Below are 23,872 nucleotides of genomic sequence, written 5' to 3' on the forward strand. Positions count from 1 at the left end.
TCTCACCAGTAGACAGACAGCGCCAGGGCGCCGAAAAGGCAGACGAACAGGCTCAGGCGCAGCAGCGCCGGGTGCCAGAAGAAGCGGTAGCCGTCATGGCTGGCGATGAAGCGGTCCAGGCCCCAGGCCAGGCCCAGGGCGAACAGGAACATCAGGGTCATGGTGGGCATGTACACGCCATGGAAGGCGATCTCACGGGGCATTGTGCAATCCTTTCGCCGGTGCCAGCGGCGACTGAGGGTCCAGCAGGGAAGAACGGATGAAGTGCAGGTAGCTTTGCGCGCGGCGCAGCACCGAGGTGTCGAAGTGCCGGGCGAACGGCTCATCGGTGGCCTGCACGCGGCTGATGGCGTGGTCCACCGCCACCAGGGCGCGCTCGTGGTTGCTGGCGCTGGGCTGCAGGAACAAGCGCGCCAGCGCCCGGCCCATGACGCGAATGGCCTGACGCCACGGCTGGGATTCGGCATACGCCGGATGGATCGGCGCGCGGGCCTGCTCCTTACGCAGTTCGATGATGGCGTGGCCGACCTCCAGCACGGTGAACATCCAGCCCATCAGCTCGCTCTGCACCTGCGGTTTGCCGGCCGCCAGGCCATAGGCCTGGTGCAGCAGGTCGCGGGTGCGGCTCTCGAAGGCCGAGCCCAGGCCTCGCAAGCGGCCGCTGATGGCGAACAGCACCTGCTCGCGCAGCTCCTGCTCCAGCCGGCTCCACAGCCAGCGGCTGTTGGGCGGCAGGATGATCGCCCCGGCTGCGGCGCAGACGAACATGCCGATGACCATGCCGATGTAATCGTTGATGAAGGTGTAGGGGTCGTAGACGGTCAGGTTGTTCGGCACCGAACCGATGGCGAAAAACACCAGCAAACCGATGCCATAACCGGCATAGGCAGGCCGCGACGAGAGGAACGCCCCAAGCACGAAGACCGGCGCCAGGACCATGCACAGCAGCGGGAAGCCGTCGATCCAGGGGAATACGAAGAACGTCTCGAAGAAGCCGACAAAGGCCCCGATCGCCGTGCCGCAGGCCATCTGGAACGACATGCGCTTGGGGTTCGGCGAAGCCGCCGACAGGCCCACGGTGACCGTGGCGATCAGCGTCATCATGCCGCCGCTGGGCCAGTCGCTGAGCAACCAGTAGCTGCCCAACAGCAACAGCACCGCCGAAGCGCGCACACCGGCCGCCAGTGACACCAGCCAGCTGGTCTGCGCCACATAGGGCTCGTCCCACTGCTCGCGCTGATGCGTGTGCGCGGCCAGCGAGGCATGGGTCTCGGCATAGCTGTACATCTCGTCGACGAAGCGGTAGAGCAGCTCGAAAGCGGTATGGAAGTCGAGCAGGTCGGACTCGCTGGGTGCGGTCTGCTGGTACTCGGTGCGCAGCCCACGCACCTGGGCTTGCAGGCCCTCTTTATAGGCGGCCAGCTCCAACGTCAGGCGCAGCGCGTCCGAGTCGGTCAAGGCGCGGCCCACGTAGGGTTCAAGCAACGCGACCAAGGTGTTCAGGCCGGGCTCGATGGCGCTGACGATCTGCAATGGGCCACGTGCGCGCAGGCGTTCGAGCAACCGGTGCAGGGCGTTGAAGCGCGTGGTGATGGCCATGAATTCGCTGTTCATGCGCACCAGCCGGCCAGAGCGCCTGCGCATGTGCGGGTCTTCGAAGGCGGTGACGTTACGCAGGCTCTCCAGGCCCACGGCCTCGGCAACGAAGCGCACGTTGCTGGTTTCGAAACGGTCACGCTGGCTGTCGCCACGCAAGGCTTCGACCACCACCCCGGCAAACACGCCGAAGCGCTGGTACAGGGCGTTGCGCATGGCCGCACTGGCCGACTGCGGCAAAATCGCGGCGCTGACAAAGGTTGAAACGAGAATTCCCAGGGCGATCTCCAGCACCCGCCACACAGCAGCCATGAAGGCCTGGTCGGGGTGTTGCAGCACCGGCAAGCCGATCATCGCTGCGGTGTAGCCGGCCAGCACGAAACCATAGGCACGGAAGGTGCGGTAGCGCATGGCGCCCGCCGAGCACAGGCCGACCCACAGGGCCAGGCTGGGCAGGAACAGCTCGGTGTTCTGCGGGAAGATGGCGATCAGCGCAACCATCATCGCCGAACCTGCCAGGGTGCCGAGCACCCGGTAGAAGCTCTTGGCGAACACGTGCCCGCTTTGCGGCTGCATGACGATGAACACGGTGATCATCGCCGTGCGCGGCTGCGGCAGTTCCAGGCGCATGGCCAGCCACAGGGTGATGAAGGCGGCAGCCAGCACCTTGAAGATGTAGACCCAGGTCACACCATCGGTGCGCGCCCAGGCAAAGAAGCCCCGGCGCCACTCCAGGCTCTGCAGCCAGCGCACGGGCAGACTGGAAGTGCTCATTCGGCGTTATCCGGCTGCTTGTCGAAAACGGCCAGGGTGGCCGGGGTTTTCGGCGCAGCCTGGCGCCCTGGCTGCGGCACGTCCTGGCCCGCTTGCAGGCCGCCACCCAGGGCTGTGACCAGCTCGGCATGGGCGATCAGGCGGGCGGCTTGCACCTGCTGCTGCACCTGCTGCTGACGGAACAGCAAGGTTTGCGCGTTGAGCACATTGAGGTAGTCGGTCAGGCCACGCTGGAAGGCGACCATGGCGATGTCGTAGGTCTTCTGCGCGGCGGCGACCGATTCGGCGGCGAAGTGCGACTGTTCTTTCATCGACTCACGGCGGATCAACTGGTCGGAAATGTTTTTCAGCGCTCCGATCACGGTCTGGTTGTAACGCGCCACGGCCATGTCATAGCCCGCCGAAGCGACGCCCAGCTGCGAGCGCAGGCGGCCACCGTCGAAGATCGGCAGGCTGATGGCCGGGCCGACGTTGTAGTTGAACTTGCGCCCGGTGAGAAACTCCAGCGGGCCGCCGCCGGTGGCCATGAAGCCCAGGCTGCCGACCAGGTCGACATTGGGGAAGAAGCCGGCATGCGCCACGTCGATGCCGCGGGCTTGCGCGGCCACCTGCCAACGGCTGGCCACCACATCCGGGCGCTGGCCCATCAGTTCGGCGGGCAGTGCCGAGGGCAGCTTCAGCGGGTCGCCGAGGGTCAGGCTCGGGCGCTCGATCTGCGCGCCGTCGCCCGGCCCTTTGCCGGCCAAGGCGGCCAGCTGGTTGCGGGTCAGGGCGATGTCTTCGTTGAGGCTGTCGAGCTGGCGATGGGTTTCCGGCAGCGGCGCTTGCGCCTGGCTGACTTCGAAATGGGTACCGATGCCCGCGTCCAGCCGGCGCTTGGCCAGGGCCAGAATCTGCTCTTGCTGCTCGAGCTCGGCCTTGACGATATCGCGCTGGGCAAAATGCAGGCTCAGTTGAATGTAGGCACGCACCACGTTGCTCTGCAGCTCGAGCTGCGCCTGACGGGCCTCGGCCACGCTCATGTGCGCCTGGTCCACGGCCTGTTCACTGGCATTGCGTTCGCGGCCCCAGAGGTCGAGGGCATAGCTGAAACCGAGGGCGGCATTGTTGTCCCAGGTATTGGCGCCCGACAGCGCGCCAGGGCCGTAGAACGGGTCCTCAGGCCAATTGTGGCGCTTGAGTGACGCCTGGCCGTTGGCCTGCAGTTTTTCCGCCGACTCGACCACACCGGCCATGGCCTTGGCCTCGCGCACCCGCGCCATGGCCATGGCCAGGTTCGGGCTGCCTTCGACGGCCAGTGCAACCCAGCGGTTCAGCTGCGGGTCGCGGTAGGCCTGCCACCACTGCTGGTCGGGCCAGTGCGCGTCAGTGGCGGCTTCGCGTATCGCCGCGTCGGTCGTCAGGGTGTTGGCGTGCAACGTCTTGCTTTGCGGGGCGATGCCCCAGGTTCCGATACAGCCGCTCAAGGTGAGGCTAAGGGCACAGGCACTGAACACTTGAAGCGTTCTGATGATGCGACGCGGCACAGCTGCGATTTCCCGAGGAAGAGGTGGAGGGGCCGAGCAATTCTAGGGGGCCGCAGGACTGGCGATAAGCGCATATTCCTGCGAATCTTTGTTACCAAACGCGCGATAATCAGCCTTTGGTCGAAGGTAACTTTTAATAACTTCGTCGTTACTTCGTGACACAATTTTGTCCTCTACCTTGAGAGCGACCCATGGACACCCTGCAAAATATGCGTGCTTTCAGTTGCGTAGCCCAACTTGGCAGCTTCACGGCTGCGGCGGCGCAGCTGGATACGACCACCGCGAACGTGTCGCGGGCGGTCTCCAATCTGGAAGCCCATCTGCAAACACGGCTGCTCAACCGCACCACCCGCCGCATCGCGTTGACCGAGGCTGGCAAGCGCTACCTGATGCGCTGCGAACAGATTCTTACCTACGTTGAAGAAGCCGAAGCCGAGGCCAGCGACGCCCATGCTCGCCCGGCCGGGCAGTTGAAGGTTCACTCGATGACCGGGGTCGGCCAGCACTTCGTGGTCGATGCCATCGCCCGCTATCGCGAATCGCACCCGGACGTGACCTTCGACCTGACCATGGCCAACCGCGTGCCGGACCTGCTCGACGAAGGCTACGACGTGTCCATCGTGCTGGCCACCGAGCTGCCGGACTCGGGCTTCGTGTCGCAGCGCCTGGGCATCACCTACAGCATCGTCTGTGCCTCGCCCACCTACATCGCGCGCAACGGCATCGCGCACAAGCCTGCCGACCTGCTCAAGCACGCCTGCCTGCGCATGGTCAGCCCGGTGATTCCGCTGGAAAAGTGGCTGTTCGACGGCCCGGAAGGCCAGGAAATGGTCAACATCAGCACCTCGCCGTTCCAGGTGAACACGGCAGACGCCATGAAAACCGCAATCCGCAGCGGCATGGGGGTGGGCGTGCTGCCGATCTATTCGGCCATCGAGGGCCTGCGTGATGGCAGCCTGGTGCGGGTGCTGCCCGAGTACCGGTTGCAGGAGCTGAACCTGTACGCCATCTACCCGTCGCGCCAGTACCTGGATGCCAAGATCAAGACCTGGGTCGAGTACCTGCGCAACTCGCTGCCGGAAATTCTTGCAGCCCATGAGGCAGACCTGAAAACCCATCAGGTGCTGATCGCCAACTGAAAACAGCTGCAAGCCATAAGCTTCAAGCCGCAAGAAAAAGCAGATCGTCGCAAGCGCGGCTTTTTCTTGTGGCTTGAAGCTTGTAGCTTGTAGCTTTTCTTGTGGAAGTTGCCCGATGAAAAAGACCGTCCTGGCCTTCAGCCGTATCACCCCGGCCATGGCCGAGCGCCTGCAGCAAGACTTCAACGTAATCCTGCCGAACCCCAAGCTCGGCGACATCAGCGCCCAGTTCAACGAAGCCCTGCCCGAGGCCCACGGGCTGATCGGCGTCGGCCGCAAGCTTGGCCGTGCGCAGCTTGAGGGCGCGGCCAAGCTTGAGGTGGTGTCCAGCGTCTCGGTCGGCTACGACAACTATGACGTCGACTACTTCAACGAACGCGGCATCGCCCTGACCAACACCCCCGACGTGCTGACCGAAAGCACCGCGGACCTCGGCTTCTCGCTGATCATGGGCTGCGCCCGGCGCACGGCCGAGCTCGATGCCTGGACCAAGGCCGGCCAGTGGCAGGCCACCGTCGGCCCAGCCCACTTCGGAAGCGATGTGCACGGCAAAACCCTGGGTATCGTCGGCATGGGCAACATCGGCGCCGCCATTGCCCGTCGCGGGCGGTTCGGTTTCAACATGCCGGTGATCTATGCCGGCAACAGCCGCAAGACCGCGCTGGAGCAAGAGCTGGGCGCGCAGTTGCGCAGCCTGGAACAACTGCTGGCCGAAGCCGATTTCGTCTGCATCGTGGTGCCGTTGTCCGAGGCAACCCGCAAGCTGATCGGGGCCCGTGAGCTGAAGCTGATGAAGCCAAGTGCCTTCCTGATCAACATTGCCCGCGGCCCGGTGGTCGATGAAGCGGCGCTGGTCGAGGCACTACAGAACGGCACTATTCGCGGCGCCGGCCTGGATGTGTACGAAAAAGAGCCGCTGAGCGAGTCGCCGCTGTTCAAGCTGCCCAATGCCCTGACCCTGCCGCACATCGGATCGGCCACCGCCGAAACCCGTGAGGCCATGGCCAACCGGGCAATGGACAACCTGCGTGCGGCGCTGCTGGGCGAGCGGCCGCGCGACCTGGTTAACCCGCAGGTGTGGAAGGGCTGAGGTTTCCACCTAGCGTGCCAACACGGCAGCCGGCTTGAGCGAAGGCTTGCGAAACACCAGCACGTTACCCGCCATGACCGCGACGAGCCCCAGCAACGCTGGGGCCGTCCATTGGTACCCTTCGGCAAACGCCGACACGTTCAACGCCACCAACGGGAACAGCACCGTGCAATAGGCTGCCCGCTCCGGCCCCATGCGCCCGACCAAGGTCAGGTAGGCGGTGAAGCCGATCACCGAACCCGGGATCACCAGGTACATCAACGAGCCGATGTAGCGGGTGTTCCATTCCATGGCGAAAGGGATGCCGTTGAACAGGCAATACACGGTCAGCATCGCCGCGCCATAGACCATGCCCCAGGCATTGGTGGTCATGGGTTTGAGCCCGGCCTTCTGCTGCATGCTCGACAGCATGTTGCCAGCCGAGAAGCACAGCGTGCCGAGCAGCGCCAGGCCGAGGCCGTACAAGGTTTCACGACTGGCCGCATGGTGGCCGAGTTCGGGCCAGAACAGCAGGCCCAGGCCCAGCAGCCCCAAAGCGCCGCCGCCCAGCACATTGGCGGCGATCTTCTGGCCGAAGAACACCCGCGCATTGAGTGCGTTCCACAACGTCGCGGTGGAGAACACCACGGCGATCAGGCCGCTGGCGATCCACTGGCTGGCGGTGAGAAAGCACATGAAGTTGACGCAGAACAGGCACAAGCCCTGCGCCAGGCAGATGAGGTGACCGCGGCGATTCATCGGTTGCAGGCGGCGGGTAAGCAGCAAAATGGCGAACAGGATCAGCCCGGCCAAGGCGAAGCGATAGACGATCGATACCGGGATGGCGACCACGCCCAGTTGCAGTTTCAGGGCGATCCAGGTGGTGCCCCAGATCAGGACGGTGAGCAAGTACAGGGACAGGTTCATGGCGGTGGTTCCTTGGGCCTTTCAAGATCGATGCCCCGCGAATCGAGGGCGCAGCCCTCGCCGAGGCCCTCAGTGTTCGCCCTGCTGGCCCCTTCGCGCTTGCACAAACTTGCGCTTTTGTATTGCAGCTAGCTGCCTGCACGGCGAACTCGCAGTACGATGGCGCTCAGAGGAATCGCCCATGACCCCACTGTCCCAGTTGCAAGTGTTCAACGCCATGCACGCCTCGCCCCATGCCCGCCTGGAGCTGAGCGCGCACCTGGGCGACGGCCTGGCTGCGGCACTGTGGCGAAACCGCGACGATGCCCGCGACTACCAGGCGCCAAGCCATCACACGCTGTCGTGCTACATCGCCGATGGCACCGGCACGTTTCGCCGCCAGCGCCCGGCCGACAAGGGCGCGCCGAACAAGCTGTGCGTCATGCCGGCCGGCCACGAGTCGAACTGGGTGGTCAATGGCGAGATCCGCCTGGCCCACCTGTACATCAGCGAGGCGCAGTTCGCCCTCGGCTGTGTGCGCCTGCTGGACCGCGAACCGCGCGAGCTGCAGTTGCAGGAGGCGACGTTTCTCGACGACCCGCAGCAGGCGCTGCGCTTTCACCAATTGATCAGCCTGGCCTGGGATGAACCCGGCGAGCGCTTGCTGGCCAGCAGCCTGGCGCACGAGATCGTCGACCACGCGGTGCTCAGCCAGGTTGGGCTACGTGAGGGCTTGCGGTTGAAAGGTGGGCTGGCGCCGAACCTGCGTCGACAGTTGGTCGAATACATCGAGGCGCACCTGGACCAGCCCATCACCCTCGGCGAGCTGGCGGTGCGCTGCAATTTGTCCGAGCACCACTTTGCGCGCATGTTCCGCAGCAGTTTCGGCTTGCCGCCGCACCAGTACCTGCTGGCTCGGCGGCTGCATCGGGCTTGCCAGTTGCTGCGCCTGGGCCAGTTGCCACTGGGCGAGGTTGCGTTGCTGTGCGGGTTTGCCAGTGCCAGCCATTTCAGCAACCGGTTTCGTCAGGCACTCGGGGCCACGCCCGGCGCCTATCGTGCAGCCTTCACCCTTTGATGGGGCCGCTTTGCGTCCCTTCGAGGGGCAAGCCATTCAGAATTCCAAGGTGCTGGAAAGGCTCACCTGCCGCGCATCCCCCACCGCCACGAAGTACTGGTTCACCGCCGAGCTGTAGTACACCTTGTCGAACAGGTTCTTCACATTCAGTTGCAGGCGCACGTTGTGTTCGTCGAGCTTGGTCTCATACGTGGCAAAGGCATCGGCCACGGTATAGCTCGGCAGGTCGAAGGTGTTGGTCGCATTCCCCGCACGCTCGCCCACATAACGGGCCCCGGCACCCAAGCGCAGGCGGTCAGCGCCGAACAGGCTGCCAAAGTCATACACCGCCGACAACGAGCCGCTGTGCCTGGCCACGTTCTGCAGGCGGTTGCCCTCAAGGTCAGGGTCTTTGGTCACCTTGGCATCGGTAAAGGCATAGCTGCCGATCAGGCTCCAGCGTTCGCTGAGCTGCCCGGTCAGGTCCAGCTCGACACCGCGTGAATTGACCTCACCGGCATTGCTGTAGACCGTCTCGCCGGTGCCGCTGTCGAAATTGGCCACCAGCACGTTGCGCTTGGTGATGTCGAACAGCGCCAGGGTACCGGTCAGGCTGCCCGGCATGTCGAGCTTGGCGCCCAGCTCCCACGACTTGCCCTCCTCCGGTGCCACCGAGGCGTCCAGCACCACGCCGCCGGTCAGCGGCGCAATGCTGGAGTTAGGCTTGAACGACTCGCTGTAACTGCCATAGAACGACAGCTGGTCATCGACCTTGTAGACGATACCGGCATGCGGCACCCAGGCCTGGCCGCTGGTGTCGGTATTGGCCTTGAACGGGCGGCCGCGCCCGGCGTACTGGTCGAACTGCTGGAAGCGCGCGCCGGCCACCACAATCCAGTGGTCGTCCAGGTGCACCGCGTCCTGCATGAACAGGGCATCGGTGCGCAGTTTGTCGGTCTGGTCGCTGTCGCTGGCGCGCACGCTGCTGCCCTCCACTTCCTGGCCATACACCGGGTTCACATAGCTGAAGCTGGACTGCGCGGTCTGGCGAATAAGGTCGCCACGAAACACCTTGCGGTCTTCGTGATCGATACCCAACAGCAGGTCATGCTGCAGGCCGCCCAGCTCGACGTTGCCCGCCAGGCTGACGGTGGCGAACTGGTCGCGGCTCATGGCGTTGTGGGTGCCATCGATGCTGCGCGTCAGCGTGCCCTTGGCCTCGTTGACCCCGGTCACACGGACCTGGCTGGCATCGTAGGTTTCGCGGTTGAAGCTGTAGCCGAAGTGCAGCTTCCAGTCATCGGCCAGTTGATGGTCGACCTCCAGGCGGTACAGGTCGGAGCGCCCTTGCATGTCGTTGAACGGCTCGTCCAGGCGACGCGTGGCCGGTATGTCCAACGGGTGGCCGTTGCTGCCGAATGCCGTGCCGCGGTCGAACGGGTAGCGAAACTCGCGGTGCTCGTAGGCCAGCACCACCTGGGTGTCCTCGCCCAGCCAGGCCAGCGACGGCGCCACCAGCGATTCACGGTGCACGCCGAAGTTGCGCCAGTAATCCTCATCCTCATGATCGACGATCAGCCGGTAGGCGAACGGGCTGTCGCCCAGTGCCCCGGTGCTGTCGAAGCCGCCGCCGCTGCCGTTCTTGCCGCTGCCATAGGTCGAGCCGCGCACGGTCAGGGCGTTGTACTGCTGCAGTTGCGGGCGCTTGCTGACCACGTTGATGACACCGCCCGGGTCCTGGATGCCATACAGCAACGAGGCCGGCCCCTTGAGCACCTCGACCCGCTCGGTACTGGCGTTGAGGCTGCGGCCCTGCACGATAGGCATGCCGTCACGCATGATCGAACCATCGCGGTTGTCACCGAAGCCGCGCTTCATCACGGTGTCGGAGGTGCCGCCGAAGTTATTGCCCTGGGTAATGCCGCTGACATGGGTCAAGGCGTCATCGAGGTTACGTGGGGCCTGGTCACGGATGACCTGGGCCGGGACTACGTTGATCGCCTGGGGGATGTCCTGGTTCGGGCCTTGGCCACGCATGATCGAGGCACTGGCCGGGGGCTGGTAGCTGTAAGCGTCCATTTGCGAGGTCACAGTGGTGGCCTGCAGGTTCAGTGCCCCATCGGTGCCCACGGCTTCGAGGGTCAGGGTGCGCGCATCGACGCGGCGCCAGGCCAGGCCGGAGGTGCCCAGCAATTGCTGCAGCGCCTGCTCGGCGCTGAACGTACCGTTGAGGGCGGGTGCTTGCACGCCTGGAAGCTCGAGGGTGTAGACCACGCTCTGGCCGGTGGCACGGCTGAAGGCATTGAGCGCCTGGGCCAAGGGCTGGCTCGGTTGGGCGAAGGTGTACGCCTGCATCTGCTCGGCGGCCCTGGCCAGCGGTGCGATGGCGATGACCGGGAACACTGCAAGACCGAGCCAGAGGGGGACGCAACGCGGGGTGAACTTCATGGACGCTGACCTGTAAGTGGGTATTGACTGCGAATGAATCGCACTTCCACTCATTACACGGATGCCACGTCCTGTTACCTCATCCGTTATCTGAAAAATTTTTGCGCGACCGGTGCCTAGCGGATAAGGGTCAAACGCCCCAATACGGTCTGCCGCGAAAAGCCCATCACCTTGCCGAGCGAGTCGAGCGCCGCCAAAGGCTCCTGCACCGGGAAACTGCCACTGACCTTGCGCTGCCCCAACGCTCCATCAAGCAACAGGATGCGCCCCGGGTAATAGCGCCCAAGGTCTTCGACCACCTGCGCCAGCGGCACCTGGTAGTAATTCAGCCAGCCCTGGCGCCAAGCCAGGCGGCTCTCGCTGTCCACGCTCAGGGTGCTGCCCGCTCGGCCGCCAACGTAGGCCAGTTGCTGATTGGCCGTCAGTTCACGGGCAACCTCGCCTTGCACCGGCGTCACCGCCACACGCCCACTGCGCACCGTGACTTGCGCGCCATCACCCTGCTCACGCACCTCGAACTGGGTACCCAGCACCCGCACCTCGCCGCCCGCGGCGGCTACCAGAAACGGCTCACCCGTGTGGGTGACCTGGAAGAACGCCGCCCCGCGCAGCAGCCGTACTCGCCGCTCGCCGTGCGCGAAGTCGACCGCAATGGCGCTGCCCGCGTCCAGTGTCACTTGCGATTTGTCGGCCAGGGTCAGCTGGCGGACGTGCCCTGTGCTGCTGTGGTCGGCCTGCAGGTCCTGCAACCAGAAGCCGGGGTGCCAACCACCCACAACGCCGACCGCCAGCACCAGGCAGGCTGCCGCCGCCAAGGCGGTGACACGTTGCCGCCAACGGCCTTGGGCAGGTGGCCGGGCGATGGCATCCAGATACTGCTGCAGGCCTTCGCGCTCTTCATCGGCCAACCGCGCCGCCGGCACCGCGCTCATCTGCCACAATGCCTTGGCCTGGGCATAGGCTTCGCGATGCCCCGGGTCGGCCAGTAACCAACGCTTGAACGCCGCGCCCTGGGCTTGCTCAGGCTGCTCGTTGATGCGGATCAGCCACTGCAGGGCGGCTTGTGACTGCGCGGCAGTGATCGAATTCGGACGGCTCATCGACGGGCGCTCCCTGGCCTGCGCATGGTGGACGCGGGCTCGGCGATACTCGCCTTGCACGCTTCGAGGGCGCGCATCATATGCTTTTCCACAGCGCTCTGGGACAGTTGCATGGCCGTGGCAATCTCGCTGTACGTGCAGCCGTGGATGCGGTTGAGCAGAAAGATCTGCCGCGTACGCGCGGGCAAGGCACGCAATGCGGCTTCGATGCGTTGCAGGTCGTGATCGACCTCCAAGGCTTGCTCAGGCTCCGCAGCGCTGGCTTGCTCATCCACGGCGTGGGTGGCTTCTGCCACGCGCTCGCGGCTGCTTTCACTGCGCAAGTGGTCGATGGCGAGGTTGCCGGCACAGCGCAGCAGGTAGGTGTCCAGTGCCTCGACCTTGACCTCGGGGCGGCGCCAGAAACGCAGGAACAACTCCTGCACCAGGTCCGATGCCGTGGCCCGGCAGCCGACGCGGCGGTTGACCAACGCTTCCATGCGCGCCCGCTGCGCCAGGAACACCTGGACGAAACGCGCGCGCCCGCTGGCGCTGTCGGCGTCAGGTTCGCGCATGTCTTGCGGCTGGCTCAAGCGCTCACCCCGCCAGCACAGCCAGCAGCGGGCCCAGCACCAGGCTCGCGGCGGCCAGGCCCAGCAACAGACGTGGCTGGTACGGCAGGACGAACACCCAGAGGGTCACCCCCGCCATCAACACCGCGCTCCACTCCACCAGGCCATGGCCCCAGCCCCGCAGGTGCACGCTGAGTACCAGCGACAGCATCAGCAGCAGCCAGCCAGCGACCCGCAGCAAGCGCACCTGTTGCGGGCGCGGCTTGCACCCAAGCAGGTCGCTGAAGTGTTTTTCCATGGCCAGGCACAGGGCAGCGAAGCCTGCGAAGCCGATCAGCGCAATACCTAGCATCAGCCCACCTCGACCACGTCAGCAGCCGGTTTTTTTGCCACGCGCGAGGCGCGCTTGGCCACGGGTTTGGGGGCGCGCAGCATCTTGCTGGCCGCCCAGGCCAGGAACAGGCCGACGGCCAATGCCGTGAGATCGAACCCGGCCATGGCCCAGTCGCCAACCTGCAGCGAATGATCAAGGCCCTGGCCGGTGGTCAGGCCATTGACCAGCGGCAGCAAGGCGAACGCCAGCGCGCCCAGCGCCAGTTGCTCACCCCAGGCGCGACGCCCGGGACGCAACATGGCATGCACCAGCGACAGCAGCCAGGCCAGGAAGAAAGCGTTGACCTCCCAGTCGGCGCGGCCTTCCAACGCCACAGGAACCAGCCGGTTGGCCCAGAAGAACCCCGCCACCGCCAGCAGCAGGCCGCTCATGCTGGCAATGTTGAGCACCTCGACCAGGCGCAACTCGCCTGGCATGTACGCGCTCTTGGCATGCTTGAGCTGACGCTTGCCCAGCCACATCACCAGGCCTGTGCCGATCACCGCCGTGCCGGCCACACCGAACACGAAGTACAGCCAGCGCAGCCAGGGGCCCGCGAAATTGCCCATGTGCAGGCCGGCGAAGCTGAAGGCCGTCGCCATCGCGCCGCTCTCCGGCGCACCTTGGCTCAGCAGCGCGCCGTTGGTGCCGTCGAAGGTCCACTTGGCGCTGCGCTTGTAGGCGATGTTGTCGGCGGAGGCCTGGGTGAAGGTGACCTGGGCATTGCTGTCGCCGGGGTTGTGCAGCTGGATGTAGCCGATGCGCGCACCTGGCACTTGTTCCTGAACCTTGGCGTACAGCGTCGGCAACGGCACCAGCGGCGTCGCGACGTTGGCCGCCTTGGGTGGATCGTCACGGCCGAACAGCTCGTTGAAGTAATCGCCGGTGTTGCCGCCGTAGCTGGCCAGGATCCCGGCAGGCATCACCATGTACATGAACAGCACCAGGCTGCTGTAGCTGATCATCAGGTGGAACGGCAGCACCAGCACACCGATTGCGTTGTGCCCGTCCAGCCACGAGCGCTGGCCCTTGCCAGGGCGGAAGGTGAAGAACTCCTTGAAGATTTTCTTGTGGGTGATGATCCCGGTGACCAGGCCTACCAGCATGATGAAGGCACAGAAGGTCGACAGCCAACGGCCAAACGGATACGGCATCTCGAGCTGGAAGTGGAAACGGTAGAAGAACTCGCCGCCGCGGCTGTCGCGGGCCTCGACCGGCTGGCCGGTCTGCGCGTCGAGGCTTTTGCTGACAAAGCCACGCCGCCCGGCCTCGGGGTCACGCCAGCTCACGCTCAGCGCAGCCTCGCGGGCATTGGGCAAACGGATCATCCAACTGCCGGCGTGCGCGGCGTTGGCCTCCAGGTAGCGCTGGGCCAGGCCTAGGCTGTTGACCGGGTCGAGCGCATGGCGGCGCACTTCGGGCTGGGACCAGTGGTTGATCTCTTCCTTGAAGTACGACAGCGTGCCGGTGAGGAAGATGGCAAACAGCAGCCAGCCGAAGATCAGGCCGGTCCAGGTGTGCAGCCAGGCCATGGCCTGGCGGAAGCCTTCTTTCATGGGGTTTTCATCCAGTAGGCAATCCCGCTGGCCATGGCCATCAGCAGGCTGGGCAACAGCACGCCCAGCCAGGCACGCCAGGCGCTGCGGCAAGCGAAGCACCAGATGAAGGCCAGCAGGTAGAAGACGAACGACAGCAGCAAGCCGATGAGCGTCGCGTCTACCCGTGACAGGGGCGCCAGCAACGCGATGCAGGCACTGGCCATGGACGCCAGCAGATAACCGCCCAACACCGCGGCCAGGCAACGTGAAGCCACGGCCAGGCGGTAGCTGAGTGGGAGGCCGGCGGCTTTGCTCTTCATGGCGGAGGTCCGGGCATTTTCGGGGCTGCAATAGTAATGATTTCAATTCTCATAAGCAAAGCATTGCCTGTAGCGCAGGAGGTTGCGCGGCCCTCAACGTGCATTTGCAACAAGAAATTTATTTTCAAGAAGGGCTTGAAATCATGCCTCGGTTGCCTGACCTTAGAGTCAAGAGGCGCAGAAATTCCAAAGGTCTCAAGGGCCTAGGCACGCCTCCATGCGAGCAAGCTGAATAAGGATTGAATCATGCAAATCCAGGTCAACAGCAGCAACCATATCGAAGGTAACGCCCGGCTCGACGAGTGGGTCCGCAGTACGCTGGAAAGCTCACTCGAACGTTACGAGGACGACCTCACCCGCATCGAGGTCCACCTGCGCGACGAGAACGGCGCCAAGCCCGGACCGCATGACAAACGTTGCCAAATGGAGGCTCGCCCGAAAGGCCACCAGCCGATTTCCGTGACCCACACCGCCACCTCGCTGGACCAGGCGGTCGATGGTGCCGCCACCAAGCTCAACCATGCGCTGGAACACTTCTACGGCAAGCTGCGCAGCAAGCGCGGTGTACTGGAACTGAGTGACCCAGACGCCTGATGGTTACAACAAAACGCCCGGCCTAGAGCCGGGCGTTTTCGTTTCTGCCGATCAACGGCGCTGAACCAACGAGGTTTTTGTCGGGTCAACCTGTGCAATCCATTTGCTGCAGAAGCATGACCATGAACAACCCATTCGAACTCATCAGCGCCGCCTTCGCCCCCGAGTACCGGGTCAACCTGAGCATCGCCAACCTCGATGGCAGCATCATGCTGACCCTGTCCGACGACGCCGGCGTGGTCGCCAAGCGCCTGATCAGCCAGGCCCAGCGCAACGACCCGGTGCGCCTGCAGCGGGTCATCGACAGCATCCGCCTGGGCCTGGCCATAGAACTCGGCCAGAACCCCATGCAGGTGCTTGCCGCGCTGACCCGTGATGCGCAACACGCGCCGCGTCACTTCGTGGCCAACTAGGGTTTGGCCTGGGGTTTTACTTGCCCTCCTCCACTTCCTTGCCGTTGGCATCCAGCACCTTGGTCGAGGGATAGCGGTACGAGGCGTAGCGCACCACCAGGATCGAGAACGCCAGCAGCAGGATGCCACCGCACAGATACAGCAGGCCCTCATCCGGCGCCTTGTGATGCGAGACATCGCCGATCAGCAGGCGCGTCAGCGCAGTGATCGCCACGTACAGCAGGAAGCGGATGGGCATGTGGTTGGTCTTGAAGTAGATCCCCACCATGGCCCCCAGCTCCAGGTAGATGAACAGCAGCAGGATGTCATCGACACTGACCCCGCCCTTGCCGAGCATGTCCAGAAACGTCACCACCGCCGCGTAGGCAGTGATGGCGCCAATGCCGAACAGCGCCAGATAATGGAATGCCTCGACGCACAGGTTGCCCAGTGAGTCGGCCGAGCCGTGCAGGCCCTTGCGCAGCTTTTCAGCCCATTTGATGTTCACGATTGTCCCATTCCCCGATACGCCATGAAGGATGATGCGCCACCTCTGTGACGCTTGTGCCTTGCAGTTAAAGGGCCAAGCCCCCCGCTTTGGAAGGCGACCGATTGCCGCAAGGCACCTGTGGGCTACGCTTTTGCGCAAGATTCTGGTTGCGCAACGATGCCCGATGCCATTACTGTATATAGATACAGTAAAACGCAACCCAACCAGCAAAAAGGCATAGAGGTGATGAATGGCCGTCGAAGTGGTGTACCGCAGCAGCCGCGACCCGGAGCGCTTGTTCATGGATAAGGCCGAAGCAGATCGTCACGACAAGATGCTCGAACTGGCCGAGCGCCTGGCCGAAGTGCTGCACAAGGCGGTGCCATCGCTGACCGAGCAGCAGGTCGAAGAAGCCGGTATCTACATGGCCAAGAACCGCGATGTGTTCGCCCGGGCGTTCAAGAGCCAGCCAGACGCCTTGGCCGAGCTGCTCGATGGCCAAGCAGCCGAATAGTATCGCGCGCATTTGGGGAGCAGGTTTAACCGCTCCCACAGGCAACAACGCCGCACTCAACCGTAGAGCAACCGCTCCGCCAGCATCTGCGCCACCCGCGCCGGCGAACGTTTCTCCGCCTGGGCATGGCCAAACACTTCGGTCAGCCGCGTGGGAATACGCGCCAGGTGCGCTGTGATGGTGCTCAGGTCCTCACCCCGATGGGTCAATGCCACATAGATCAGCCCACCGGCATTGATGACATAGTCAGGCGCATACAAGATGCCGCGCGACTCCAGTTGGTCGGCCACCTGCAGGGTGGTCAGCTGATTGTTCGCCGCCCCCGCCACCGCCGCGCAACGCAGTTGCATCACGCTCTGCCCGTTGAGCACCGGCCCCACGCCACAAGGGGCGAAGATATCGCAGGGGGTGCTGATCAAGGCATCGTTGGTCACCGGGTGCGCATTGAACTGCTCGACCGCCAGTCGCACACGCCCAGGGTCCAGGTCACTCACCAGCAGCTCCGCGCCCGCCGCGTGCAACTGCTCGGCCAAGGCATAGCCAACGTTGCCCAAGCCTTGCACCGCAACGCGCAAGCCTTCCAGGTTGTAGCTGCCCAGGCGGGCATAGGACGTGGCGCGAATACCCGCGAACACCCCCATGGCGGCATGCGGTGAAGGGTCACCCGAGGCTGTGGTGCTGGTCACATGCGGGGTACTCTGGGCGATGCAGTCCATGTCCACGGTCGAGGTACCGCTGTCTACGGCGGTAATGAAACGCCCCTGCAGGGTGTCGACGAAACGGCCGAACGCCTCGAACAGCGCAGCGCGGTTTTCGACATGGGGGTTGCGCATGATCACCGCCTTGCCACCCCCCAGCGGCAACCCCGCCAGCGCGGCCTTGTAGCTCATGCCTTGGGCCAGGCGGATCGCGTCGGTCATGGCGCTCTCGTCATCGGCGTAAGGCAGGTAGCGACAACCGCCCATGGCGGGGCCCAGTTGCTCGCTGTGGATAACCACCACGGCCTTGAGCCCCGTGGGCGGGTCGATGAACAAGTGCAACGAGTGGGTACGGGTACTTTGCATGAGTGCGAACATCGGCGGGCTCCCCAACGAGGTGCTCCTAGCAGTATAGGCACGCCCGCGAGGGTAGAGCCTTGGTCAGACCACTGGACGAAACAGCGCGCCACGGCTAATAGTTAAACGTGTGTGGAGATACCCCCATGAAGCCACGTCAAGCCTGCTTGGCCTGCCTGGAACGCGAGCCTGTCGCCCTGCTGGAAGCCGCATTGTGGATTGCCGCCGAGCACGACGCTGCTGTCGAGCCCGCGCACAGCCTTGCCCTGCTGCACGACCTGCACCGCGAGATCAACGCCCACCTGCCGATGCTGCCCCTGTGCGAACTGGCCCAGCCGCTGCTGCGCCAACTCAATGCACTGGGTTTTCAGCAAGACGAATATCACCCATTGCGGCCCCAGGCGGCGTTGCTGAACCACGTCCTGCAACGCCGCCGTGGCCAACCGTTGACCCTGGCCATTCTGGCGCTGGAGCTGGCGGGGCGCCTGTCCATCCCGCTGGAAGGCGTGGGCTTCCCCGGCCACTTCCTGCTGCGCGTGCCCGGGGCCGACCACCTGCTTGACCCCTGCGGTGGCAGGCGCCTGTACCCAAGCGATTGCCGTGACCTGCTTGCCCGCCAGTTCGGCCCGCACGTGCCGCTGAACGCAGAGCACATGCGCACGGCCAGCCCACGGCAGATGCTGCAACGCCTGTCACGCAACCTGCGCCAGTTGCACATCAGCAACGACAACCACCTGGCCGCGCTGATCGATGCCGAGCGGGTCATGCAGCTGGGCCCGGTGCAAGTCAGCGACTACACCACCCGCGCTTCGCTGTACCAGTCCCTGGATTGCCCGCAGGCCGAGCGCTTCGACCTGGAGCATGCCCTGCTACTGACGGACGACCCGGCGCAACGCCTGAAGCTGTCCGAACGTATCGGCAAACTCCCGGCGCCGACCCATTCCATTCACTGAACCGGGGTATCGGGCTGCTGCGAGGGGTGCGCCTTGGCGAACGCCGGGTGCTGGGCAGCCAGTGCCGCAACGCGACGCAGCCGCGGGTAGCCGCTGAGGTCAATGTTGAAGCGCTCGGCAGCGTACAGCTGCGGCAGCAGGTAGACATCCGCCAACCCCGGCTCATCGCCAAAGCAGAAGCCGTGCTCGCCGATCAGTTGCTCCACCGCCGACAGCCCTTGGCTGATCCAGTGCGCGATCCACTGATTGACCTGAGCCTCGTCCTGGCCGGCCTGGCGCAGCAGGTTGAGCACGCTGACGTTGTGCAGCGGGTGAATGTCGCAACCGATTATCGCCGCCACGGCGCGCACCTTGGCCCGCGCTTCGGCCGTGTCCGGCAGCAGCGCAGGCTGTGGATAAACCTCTTCCAGGTATTCGATGATCGCCGGTGACTGCACCAACAGCGCACCGCTGTCGGTGCGCAGGGCCGGCACTCGGCCCTGCGGGTTCACCGCGACATAGCCCGCATCGCGCTGCTCGCCCTTGAGCAGGTTGACCGGCAGTGACTGGTAACCCAGCCCCTTGAGCGCCAGCGCGATGCGTACCCGATAGGACGAGGTGGAACGGTAGTAGGTGTACAGCTCCATACCCCTGCCCCCTCAGTTGGCCGCGATGACGGTGCCGCGGCATTCGCCGAAGCCAATGCTGGCCACGCCATCACGCGTGCACCGGGCGCGCAGGATGATCTCGTCGCCGTCTTCGAGGAACTTGCGCACCTCGCCGCTGGCCAGTTCCACCGGCAGCTTGCCGCCCTCGGTGATCTCCAGCAGGCTGCCAAAGGAGCCCGGCGTTGCGCCCGACAGCGTGCCCGACCCGAACAGGTCGCCCGGTTGCAGCTGGCAACCGTTGACGCTGTGGTGGGCCACCATCTGCGCCACAGTCCAGTACATGCTGCGGGTGTTGCTCAGGGTCAGGCGGTGAGCGGCAAGGCCTTGCTCGCGCATGCGCTCGGTGAGCAACAGCACTTCAAGCTCGATATCAAATGCGCCATTAGCCTGGTCACGCGCGTCCATCAGGTAGGACAACGGCTGCGGATCGCCTTGCGGGCGCGCCGGTTGTGCCGTGCGGAACGGCTCCAGGGCTTCGGCGGTCACCACCCAGGGCGAAACGCTGGTAATGAAACTCTTGGACAGGAACGGCCCCAGTGGCTGGTATTCCCAGGCCTGGATATCACGCGCCGACCAGTCGTTGAGCAGGCAGAAGCCGGCCACATGCTCGGCGGCATCACCCACCGGGATCGACTGGCCCATGTCGTTGCCCTGGCCGACCCAGATACCCAGCTCCAGCTCGTAGTCCAGGCGTGCGCAGGGGCCGAAGCTCGGCTCGCTGTGCCCGGCCGGCAAGGTCTGGCCCTTGGGGCGGCGCACATCGGTACCGGACGGGCGAATGGTCGACGCACGGCCGTGATAACCGATTGGCACGTGCTTGTAGTTGGGCAGCAGCGGGTTGTCCGGGCGGAACAGCTTGCCGACGTTTTTGGCGTGTTCGATGCCGACATAGAAATCGGTGTAGTCGCCGATGCGGGCCGGTACATGCAGTTGGCAATCAGCGGCCGGGTACAGCGCGGCGTTAAGCGCCGACTGGTGTTCGCTGTGTTCGCCGAGCAGTACCAGCAAGCGCTCGCGCAGGGCCACACGGGCGCCACGGCCGAGGGCAAAGAAGGCGTTCAGCGCACCGCCGCGGGTGGCTTCTGCCGCCGCCTTGGCTTCACCTTCGAACAGCCCCGCGGCAAGTACTGCCTCCAGGTCAAGAATGGCATCGCCGATGGCCACGCCGCAGCGCAGCGCTTCACCCGGCCGGCTGAAGATGCCCAACGGCAGGTTCTGCAGCGGGAAATCGCTGTGCCCGTTGGCATGCTCGACCCAGCTACGGGTAATGGCGGTCTGGTTCATGGGTTATCTCCGGTTCGGGTTGAAGGTGCTCGGCAAGGTGGCCCAGCAACTATCGTAGTCGGCCTGCAATTGCGGGCATTCGAGTGCATGGCGGCTCGGACGCAGCACTTGGCTGGTCTCGAACATGAAGGCCATGGTGTTGTCGATCTTGTGCGGCGCAAGGTCGGCGGCGATGGCCTTGTCGCAGGTATCGGCGTCCGGGCCGTGGGCGCTCATGACCCCGTGCAGCGAGGCGCCGCCAGGCAGGAAGCCCTCGGCCTTGGCATCGTAGGCACCCTGGATCAGGCCCATGAACTCGTTCATCAGGTTGCGGTGGAACCAGGGTGGACGGAAGGTGTTCTCGGCCACCATCCAGCGCGGCGGGAAGATCACGAAGTCCATGTTGGCCAGGCCATGCACGCTGGTGGGCGATGTCAGCACCGTGAAGATGGACGGGTCGGGGTGGTCGAAGCTGACCGTGCCAATGGTGTTGAAGCGGCGCAGGTCGTATTTGTAGGGCACGTTGCTGCCGTGCCAGGCGACCACGTCCAGCGGCGAATGCTGCAGCTCGCAGGCCCAGTGTTCGCCAAGAAACTTCTGCACCAGTTGCACGGGGCCTTGGGCCTCTTCGTAGTGCGCCACCGGGGTGAGGAAGTCACGCGGGTTGGCCAGGCCATTGCTGCCGATCGGCCCGAGGTCCGGTATACGCAGCGGCGCGCCATGGTTTTCGGCAAGGTAGCCACGAGCCTGGCCATCGAGCAGTTCGATGCGAAACTTCATACCCCGCGGGATCACCGCGATTTCCAATGGCTCGACGTCCATCACCCCAAGCTCGGTGGCGATCCGCAGGCGGCCCTGTTCCGGCACCAGCAGCAGTTCGCCGTCGGCATTGAAGAACACACGCTCCATGGAGCGGTTGGCGCTGTAGATGTAAATGCTCACACCCGCCGGCTTGTCCGCTGGCGCATTGGCCACCATCGGCACCCAGCCTTCGATGAAGTCGGTGGGTTCGGCCGGGATCGGTTGCGGGTTCCAGCGCAGGCGGTTGGGCGTGACCGCACCCAGCGGCCCAGCCAGTGGCTGGCGCGCCAGGCGTTCGAAACGGGGGTGCAATGCAGACGGGCGGATGCGATACAGCCAGGTGCGACGCAACTCACTGCGGCTCATGGTGAAGGCCGTGCCCGAAAGCAGTTCGGCATACAACCCATAGGGGGCTTTTTGCGGCGAGTTCTGCCCGACCGGCAAGGCGCCAGGCAGTGCTTCGCTGGCAAACTCGTTGCCGAAGCCGCTCAGGTAGTGAAGGTCGGGGGACGTGTCGCGGTTCATCGATGCCTCCGGGCTCTGGCAGAGCCGTTGCTGGCAGCTGGCTGCTGACCTGGCCCGGCGGTTTCCGGGGTCAGGCACTGGGGTGGCAGCACGTCTGCATTGTTTTTATCGTAATCAGATTACGAATAACGTAATTTGCTACGGACAAGGCGTCAAGCTATAAAGGCGCCACTCGACGAATCCGGAAGCCCATGCCCATGGCCAAAGCCAGCTCACCCACTGATAACGGCAAGCAGAAGGTCCGCTCGGCGGAAGTCGGCACCGATATTCTCAAGGCACTCGCCGAACTCGCCCCCTCCACGTCGCTGTCACGCCTGGCAGAGCATGTGCAGATGCCGGCGAGCAAGGTGCACCGCTACCTGCAGGCGCTCATCGCCAGCGGCTTCGCCGAACAGGATGCGGCCACCAACCACTATGGCCTGGGGCGTGAAGCGTTGCGCGTGGGGTTGGCGGCGTTGGCCAGCATCGATGTGCTGAAGATCGCGGCGCTGCCGCTGTCGCAGTTGCGCGATGAGCTCAACGAAAGCTGCTTTATTGCCGTATGGGGCAACCAGGGCGCGACGGTGGTCAGCATTGAACCGGCGGTGCGCGCGATCACCGTGGTGACCCAGATTGGCTCTGTGCTGCCGCTGCTCAGCTCGTCCACCGGGCTGGTGTTCGCCGCCTACCTGCCAGAACGCGAAACCATCGACTTGCGCGACCGGGAACTGACTGCGCTGCAGCACCAAGCCTGCGACTACGCAGCCTTGTTGGAAGGCATTCGCGCGCGTGGCCTGCACCATGTGCATGGCCTGCTGATGCCGGGTGTGGATGCGCTGTCGGCACCGGTATTCAATGCCATGGGGCAGATCGCTGCGGTGATGACCGTGGTGGGGCCGACGTCGATATTCCATGCTGACGAACATGGCCCTGCGGCGCAGCGATTGTTGGCGGCTGCGCGGGATACCAGTTGGCGGATGGGGTATGCGCCTGCGGGTTGAGCGAAGTGGGCACTATTGCCCGAAACGTAAAGGTGAATGTCATAGGCGGCTATTTTTCCCACGGGATCAAGCGCTTATTCTTGACTCACTGGCCGGCATGAAGGGCACTACCCCCCCGCCTTTCAGGCCTGCGAGGTTCACCGACGTAGATTTTGAAGCTCCTTGATCTAACGTCTCGATTGGCCGCTGCGATTGCAGCGGCCTTTTTTTTTGGGTGATCGCCTGAGGGCTGGGAGGGGCAAGCCCCCCCTCAAGACCACGCCACCTTCTGCTGCAAGAAACTCAGCGGTTGCTCACGAAAGGCCAGGTAATGGCGCAGCACCTGCACCGGCGCTTCGGTATGCGGGTAATGCCCGATGCCCTGCAGCAGCACGGTATCCGGCTGCGGCACCAGTTGCCGGTAGCGCTCGACCATGCGCCCGCCAGACACCGGGTCGACCACACCGTTGATGAAACGCAGTGGCACCCCCTCGCGTTGCAACGCACCCACCCAACGCTCGCGATGCACGGTGCGCTCCGGCAAGTAGCCGACCAGCTTGTGCAAGATACGCGTGCCCCGGTTGGCGGCGATCAGGCTCCAGCAATCATCCAGCGCGCTTTCACTCGGGTGGGTGCAGGGGCCATAGACCTGCGACACATTGCGCACCAGGTCGTCCCGCCCGAACGAGCGCCCCACCAGCCAGCCCAGGCGGCTGAGCAACAGCTTCTGGATCAGCAGCATCCGGTAGCTCTCGGGGAACAGCCCGCTGTTGAGAAACACGCAACTGGCGATGTTCGCTCGCTGCTCGTGGTGCCGCGCCAGCAGCTCCTGGGCCACGCTGCCGCCATAGTCATGGGCCAGCAGGTGCACAGGCTGGTTGACCTTGAGATGGGCAAGCAACGCTTGTTGCAGGTCTGCCTGTTCCATCAGGCTGTAGGCATGGTTGACCGGCTTGGCCGAATCGCCAAAGCCGAGCATGTCGCAGGCAATCAGCCGAAAACGCTGCGCCAAAGGCGTCCATAGGTAGTGCCAGTCCCAGCTGGCGGTGGGGAAGCCATGTAACAGAAGCAGGGGCTCTCCTTGCCCTGCGGTCCAGTAGCGGATGCTCTGGCCCCGGAAGATGAAACTCTGTCCCCGGGTACGCCAGACGCACAATGGAATTTCGGCCAAAGGCATCAGATCGGTCCCGGTGGAGTTGTGTTGACGGAATAGGGCAAGGCTGCGGTCATTGCATGTTACCTCGGCACTTACATGTGCTCTCTATGTCGAGGCTGAGTCTAG

At 64.4% G+C, this 23,872-nt stretch carries 24 protein-coding genes; 8 read left to right on the forward strand and 16 right to left on the reverse strand.

The genetic code is table 11. The features are described from left to right. Positions 1–2: 2 nt before the first annotated feature. Genes LOY26_RS22305 through LOY26_RS22315 form a run of 3 tightly spaced genes read right to left on the reverse strand, consistent with a single transcriptional unit; the run spans position 3 to position 3,896 of the window. On the reverse strand, positions 3–203 hold the full coding sequence (locus LOY26_RS22305; RefSeq protein ID WP_027595286.1) for a DUF1656 domain-containing protein: 201 nt from the start codon (positions 201–203) through the stop codon (positions 3–5). Beyond that, positions 193–2,370 carry an FUSC family protein gene (locus LOY26_RS22310; RefSeq protein ID WP_186663346.1) on the reverse strand — a complete coding sequence of 726 codons (2,178 nt, stop codon included), beginning with the start codon at positions 2,368–2,370 and terminating at the stop codon, positions 193–195. Before LOY26_RS22310 ends, LOY26_RS22305 begins: the two co-directional genes overlap by 11 nt. Beyond that, positions 2,367–3,896, reverse strand: a complete 1,530-nt coding sequence (locus tag LOY26_RS22315; protein ID WP_258714097.1) for an efflux transporter outer membrane subunit — start codon at positions 3,894–3,896, stop codon at positions 2,367–2,369. Before LOY26_RS22315 ends, LOY26_RS22310 begins: the two co-directional genes overlap by 4 nt. 191 nt (positions 3,897–4,087) lie before the next feature. Here LOY26_RS22315 and LOY26_RS22320 point away from each other — a divergent pair, with 191 nt between their 5' ends. Together LOY26_RS22320 and LOY26_RS22325 are read left to right on the forward strand one after the other, a co-directional pair. Then, positions 4,088–5,035, forward strand: coding sequence for a LysR family transcriptional regulator (locus LOY26_RS22320; RefSeq protein ID WP_258714098.1), 948 nt, complete (start codon positions 4,088–4,090; stop codon positions 5,033–5,035). A gap of 115 nt (positions 5,036–5,150) precedes the next feature. After that, on the forward strand, positions 5,151–6,125 hold the full coding sequence (locus LOY26_RS22325) for a D-glycerate dehydrogenase (protein ID WP_033702896.1): 975 nt from the start codon (positions 5,151–5,153) through the stop codon (positions 6,123–6,125). A gap of 9 nt (positions 6,126–6,134) precedes the next feature. Here LOY26_RS22325 and LOY26_RS22330 read toward each other — a convergent pair whose 3' ends face one another. Further along, positions 6,135–7,031, reverse strand: coding sequence for a DMT family transporter (locus LOY26_RS22330; protein ID WP_095064184.1), 897 nt, complete (start codon positions 7,029–7,031; stop codon positions 6,135–6,137). Positions 7,032–7,212: 181 nt separating this feature from the next. Between LOY26_RS22330 and LOY26_RS22335 the strand changes: the two genes are divergently transcribed. Then, entirely contained in the window at positions 7,213–8,088 is an 876-nt protein-coding gene (locus LOY26_RS22335) for a helix-turn-helix domain-containing protein (protein WP_186658807.1), read from the forward strand. Between the two features lie 36 nt (positions 8,089–8,124). Here the strand turns inward: LOY26_RS22335 and LOY26_RS22340 are convergent, their stop codons facing one another. From LOY26_RS22340 to LOY26_RS22365, 6 genes are all read right to left on the reverse strand, one after another. Beyond that, positions 8,125–10,515, reverse strand: coding sequence for a TonB-dependent receptor (locus LOY26_RS22340; protein WP_186658810.1), 2,391 nt, complete (start codon positions 10,513–10,515; stop codon positions 8,125–8,127). Between the two features lie 116 nt (positions 10,516–10,631). Then, positions 10,632–11,615, reverse strand: coding sequence for a FecR domain-containing protein (locus LOY26_RS22345; protein WP_186663340.1), 984 nt, complete (start codon positions 11,613–11,615; stop codon positions 10,632–10,634). Then, positions 11,612–12,169, reverse strand: a complete 558-nt coding sequence (locus LOY26_RS22350) for an RNA polymerase sigma factor (RefSeq protein WP_371856414.1) — start codon at positions 12,167–12,169, stop codon at positions 11,612–11,614. The genes LOY26_RS22345 and LOY26_RS22350 overlap by 4 nt, the downstream gene beginning before the upstream one ends. A 22-nt stretch (positions 12,170–12,191) precedes the next feature. Further along, positions 12,192–12,518 carry a DUF3325 domain-containing protein gene (locus tag LOY26_RS22355; RefSeq protein ID WP_186658816.1) on the reverse strand — a complete coding sequence of 109 codons (327 nt, stop codon included), beginning with the start codon at positions 12,516–12,518 and terminating at the stop codon, positions 12,192–12,194. Beyond that, positions 12,518–14,095, reverse strand: coding sequence for a PepSY domain-containing protein (locus tag LOY26_RS22360; RefSeq protein ID WP_258714099.1), 1,578 nt, complete (start codon positions 14,093–14,095; stop codon positions 12,518–12,520). Before LOY26_RS22360 ends, LOY26_RS22355 begins: the two co-directional genes overlap by 1 nt. Then, on the reverse strand, positions 14,092–14,397 hold the full coding sequence (locus LOY26_RS22365; RefSeq protein WP_186658822.1) for a DUF3649 domain-containing protein: 306 nt from the start codon (positions 14,395–14,397) through the stop codon (positions 14,092–14,094). The genes LOY26_RS22360 and LOY26_RS22365 overlap by 4 nt, the downstream gene beginning before the upstream one ends. Positions 14,398–14,643: 246 nt before the next feature. Between LOY26_RS22365 and LOY26_RS22370 the strand changes: the two genes are divergently transcribed. Next, the gene (locus LOY26_RS22370) at positions 14,644–14,991 is read left to right on the forward strand and encodes an HPF/RaiA family ribosome-associated protein (RefSeq protein ID WP_027595269.1); all 348 of its coding nucleotides are present in this window, start codon (positions 14,644–14,646) and stop codon (positions 14,989–14,991) included. 122 nt (positions 14,992–15,113) lie between these two features. Beyond that, a complete protein-coding gene (locus tag LOY26_RS22375) occupies positions 15,114–15,404 on the forward strand; it encodes a DUF3509 domain-containing protein (protein ID WP_033702905.1) in 291 nt (96 codons plus the stop codon). A 16-nt stretch (positions 15,405–15,420) separates the two neighbouring features. On the opposite strand, the gene LOY26_RS22380 is transcribed toward LOY26_RS22375, so the two are convergent. Continuing rightward, positions 15,421–15,891, reverse strand: a complete 471-nt coding sequence (locus LOY26_RS22380) for a phosphate-starvation-inducible protein PsiE (protein ID WP_012274137.1) — start codon at positions 15,889–15,891, stop codon at positions 15,421–15,423. Between the two features lie 232 nt (positions 15,892–16,123). Between LOY26_RS22380 and LOY26_RS22385 the strand changes: the two genes are divergently transcribed. Continuing rightward, positions 16,124–16,387 carry a YebG family protein gene (locus LOY26_RS22385; RefSeq protein ID WP_033702906.1) on the forward strand — a complete coding sequence of 88 codons (264 nt, stop codon included), beginning with the start codon at positions 16,124–16,126 and terminating at the stop codon, positions 16,385–16,387. A gap of 56 nt (positions 16,388–16,443) precedes the next feature. On the opposite strand, the gene LOY26_RS22390 is transcribed toward LOY26_RS22385, so the two are convergent. Further along, positions 16,444–17,463, reverse strand: coding sequence for a Glu/Leu/Phe/Val dehydrogenase (locus LOY26_RS22390; RefSeq protein ID WP_186658825.1), 1,020 nt, complete (start codon positions 17,461–17,463; stop codon positions 16,444–16,446). 125 nt (positions 17,464–17,588) lie between these two features. Here LOY26_RS22390 and LOY26_RS22395 point away from each other — a divergent pair, with 125 nt between their 5' ends. Beyond that, positions 17,589–18,395 carry a SirB1 family protein gene (locus LOY26_RS22395; RefSeq protein WP_186658828.1) on the forward strand — a complete coding sequence of 269 codons (807 nt, stop codon included), beginning with the start codon at positions 17,589–17,591 and terminating at the stop codon, positions 18,393–18,395. Here the strand turns inward: LOY26_RS22395 and maiA are convergent. The 3 genes from maiA to hmgA are packed head-to-tail and all read right to left on the reverse strand — an operon-like array spanning position 18,389 to position 21,631. Next, positions 18,389–19,021, reverse strand: a complete 633-nt coding sequence (gene maiA / locus LOY26_RS22400; protein ID WP_186658831.1) for a maleylacetoacetate isomerase — start codon at positions 19,019–19,021, stop codon at positions 18,389–18,391. The two genes, LOY26_RS22395 and maiA, sit on opposite strands and share 7 nt — an antisense overlap. 12 nt (positions 19,022–19,033) lie before the next feature. Then, positions 19,034–20,326, reverse strand: coding sequence for a fumarylacetoacetase (gene fahA / locus LOY26_RS22405; protein ID WP_258714100.1), 1,293 nt, complete (start codon positions 20,324–20,326; stop codon positions 19,034–19,036). A 3-nt stretch (positions 20,327–20,329) separates the two neighbouring features. Further along, entirely contained in the window at positions 20,330–21,631 is a 1,302-nt protein-coding gene (hmgA, locus tag LOY26_RS22410; protein WP_186658834.1) for a homogentisate 1,2-dioxygenase, read from the reverse strand. Positions 21,632–21,828: 197 nt separating this feature from the next. Here hmgA and LOY26_RS22415 point away from each other — a divergent pair, with 197 nt between their 5' ends. Beyond that, entirely contained in the window at positions 21,829–22,611 is a 783-nt protein-coding gene (locus LOY26_RS22415; RefSeq protein ID WP_033702912.1) for an IclR family transcriptional regulator, read from the forward strand. A gap of 250 nt (positions 22,612–22,861) precedes the next feature. Here LOY26_RS22415 and LOY26_RS22420 read toward each other — a convergent pair whose 3' ends face one another. Beyond that, entirely contained in the window at positions 22,862–23,767 is a 906-nt protein-coding gene (locus LOY26_RS22420) for an alpha/beta fold hydrolase (RefSeq protein WP_156311117.1), read from the reverse strand. Positions 23,768–23,872: the final 105 nt, after the last annotated feature.

This window comes from Pseudomonas sp. B21-047 (assembly GCF_024748775.1).
GTDB classification, from domain to species: Bacteria; Pseudomonadota; Gammaproteobacteria; order Pseudomonadales; family Pseudomonadaceae; genus Aquipseudomonas; species Aquipseudomonas capeferrum.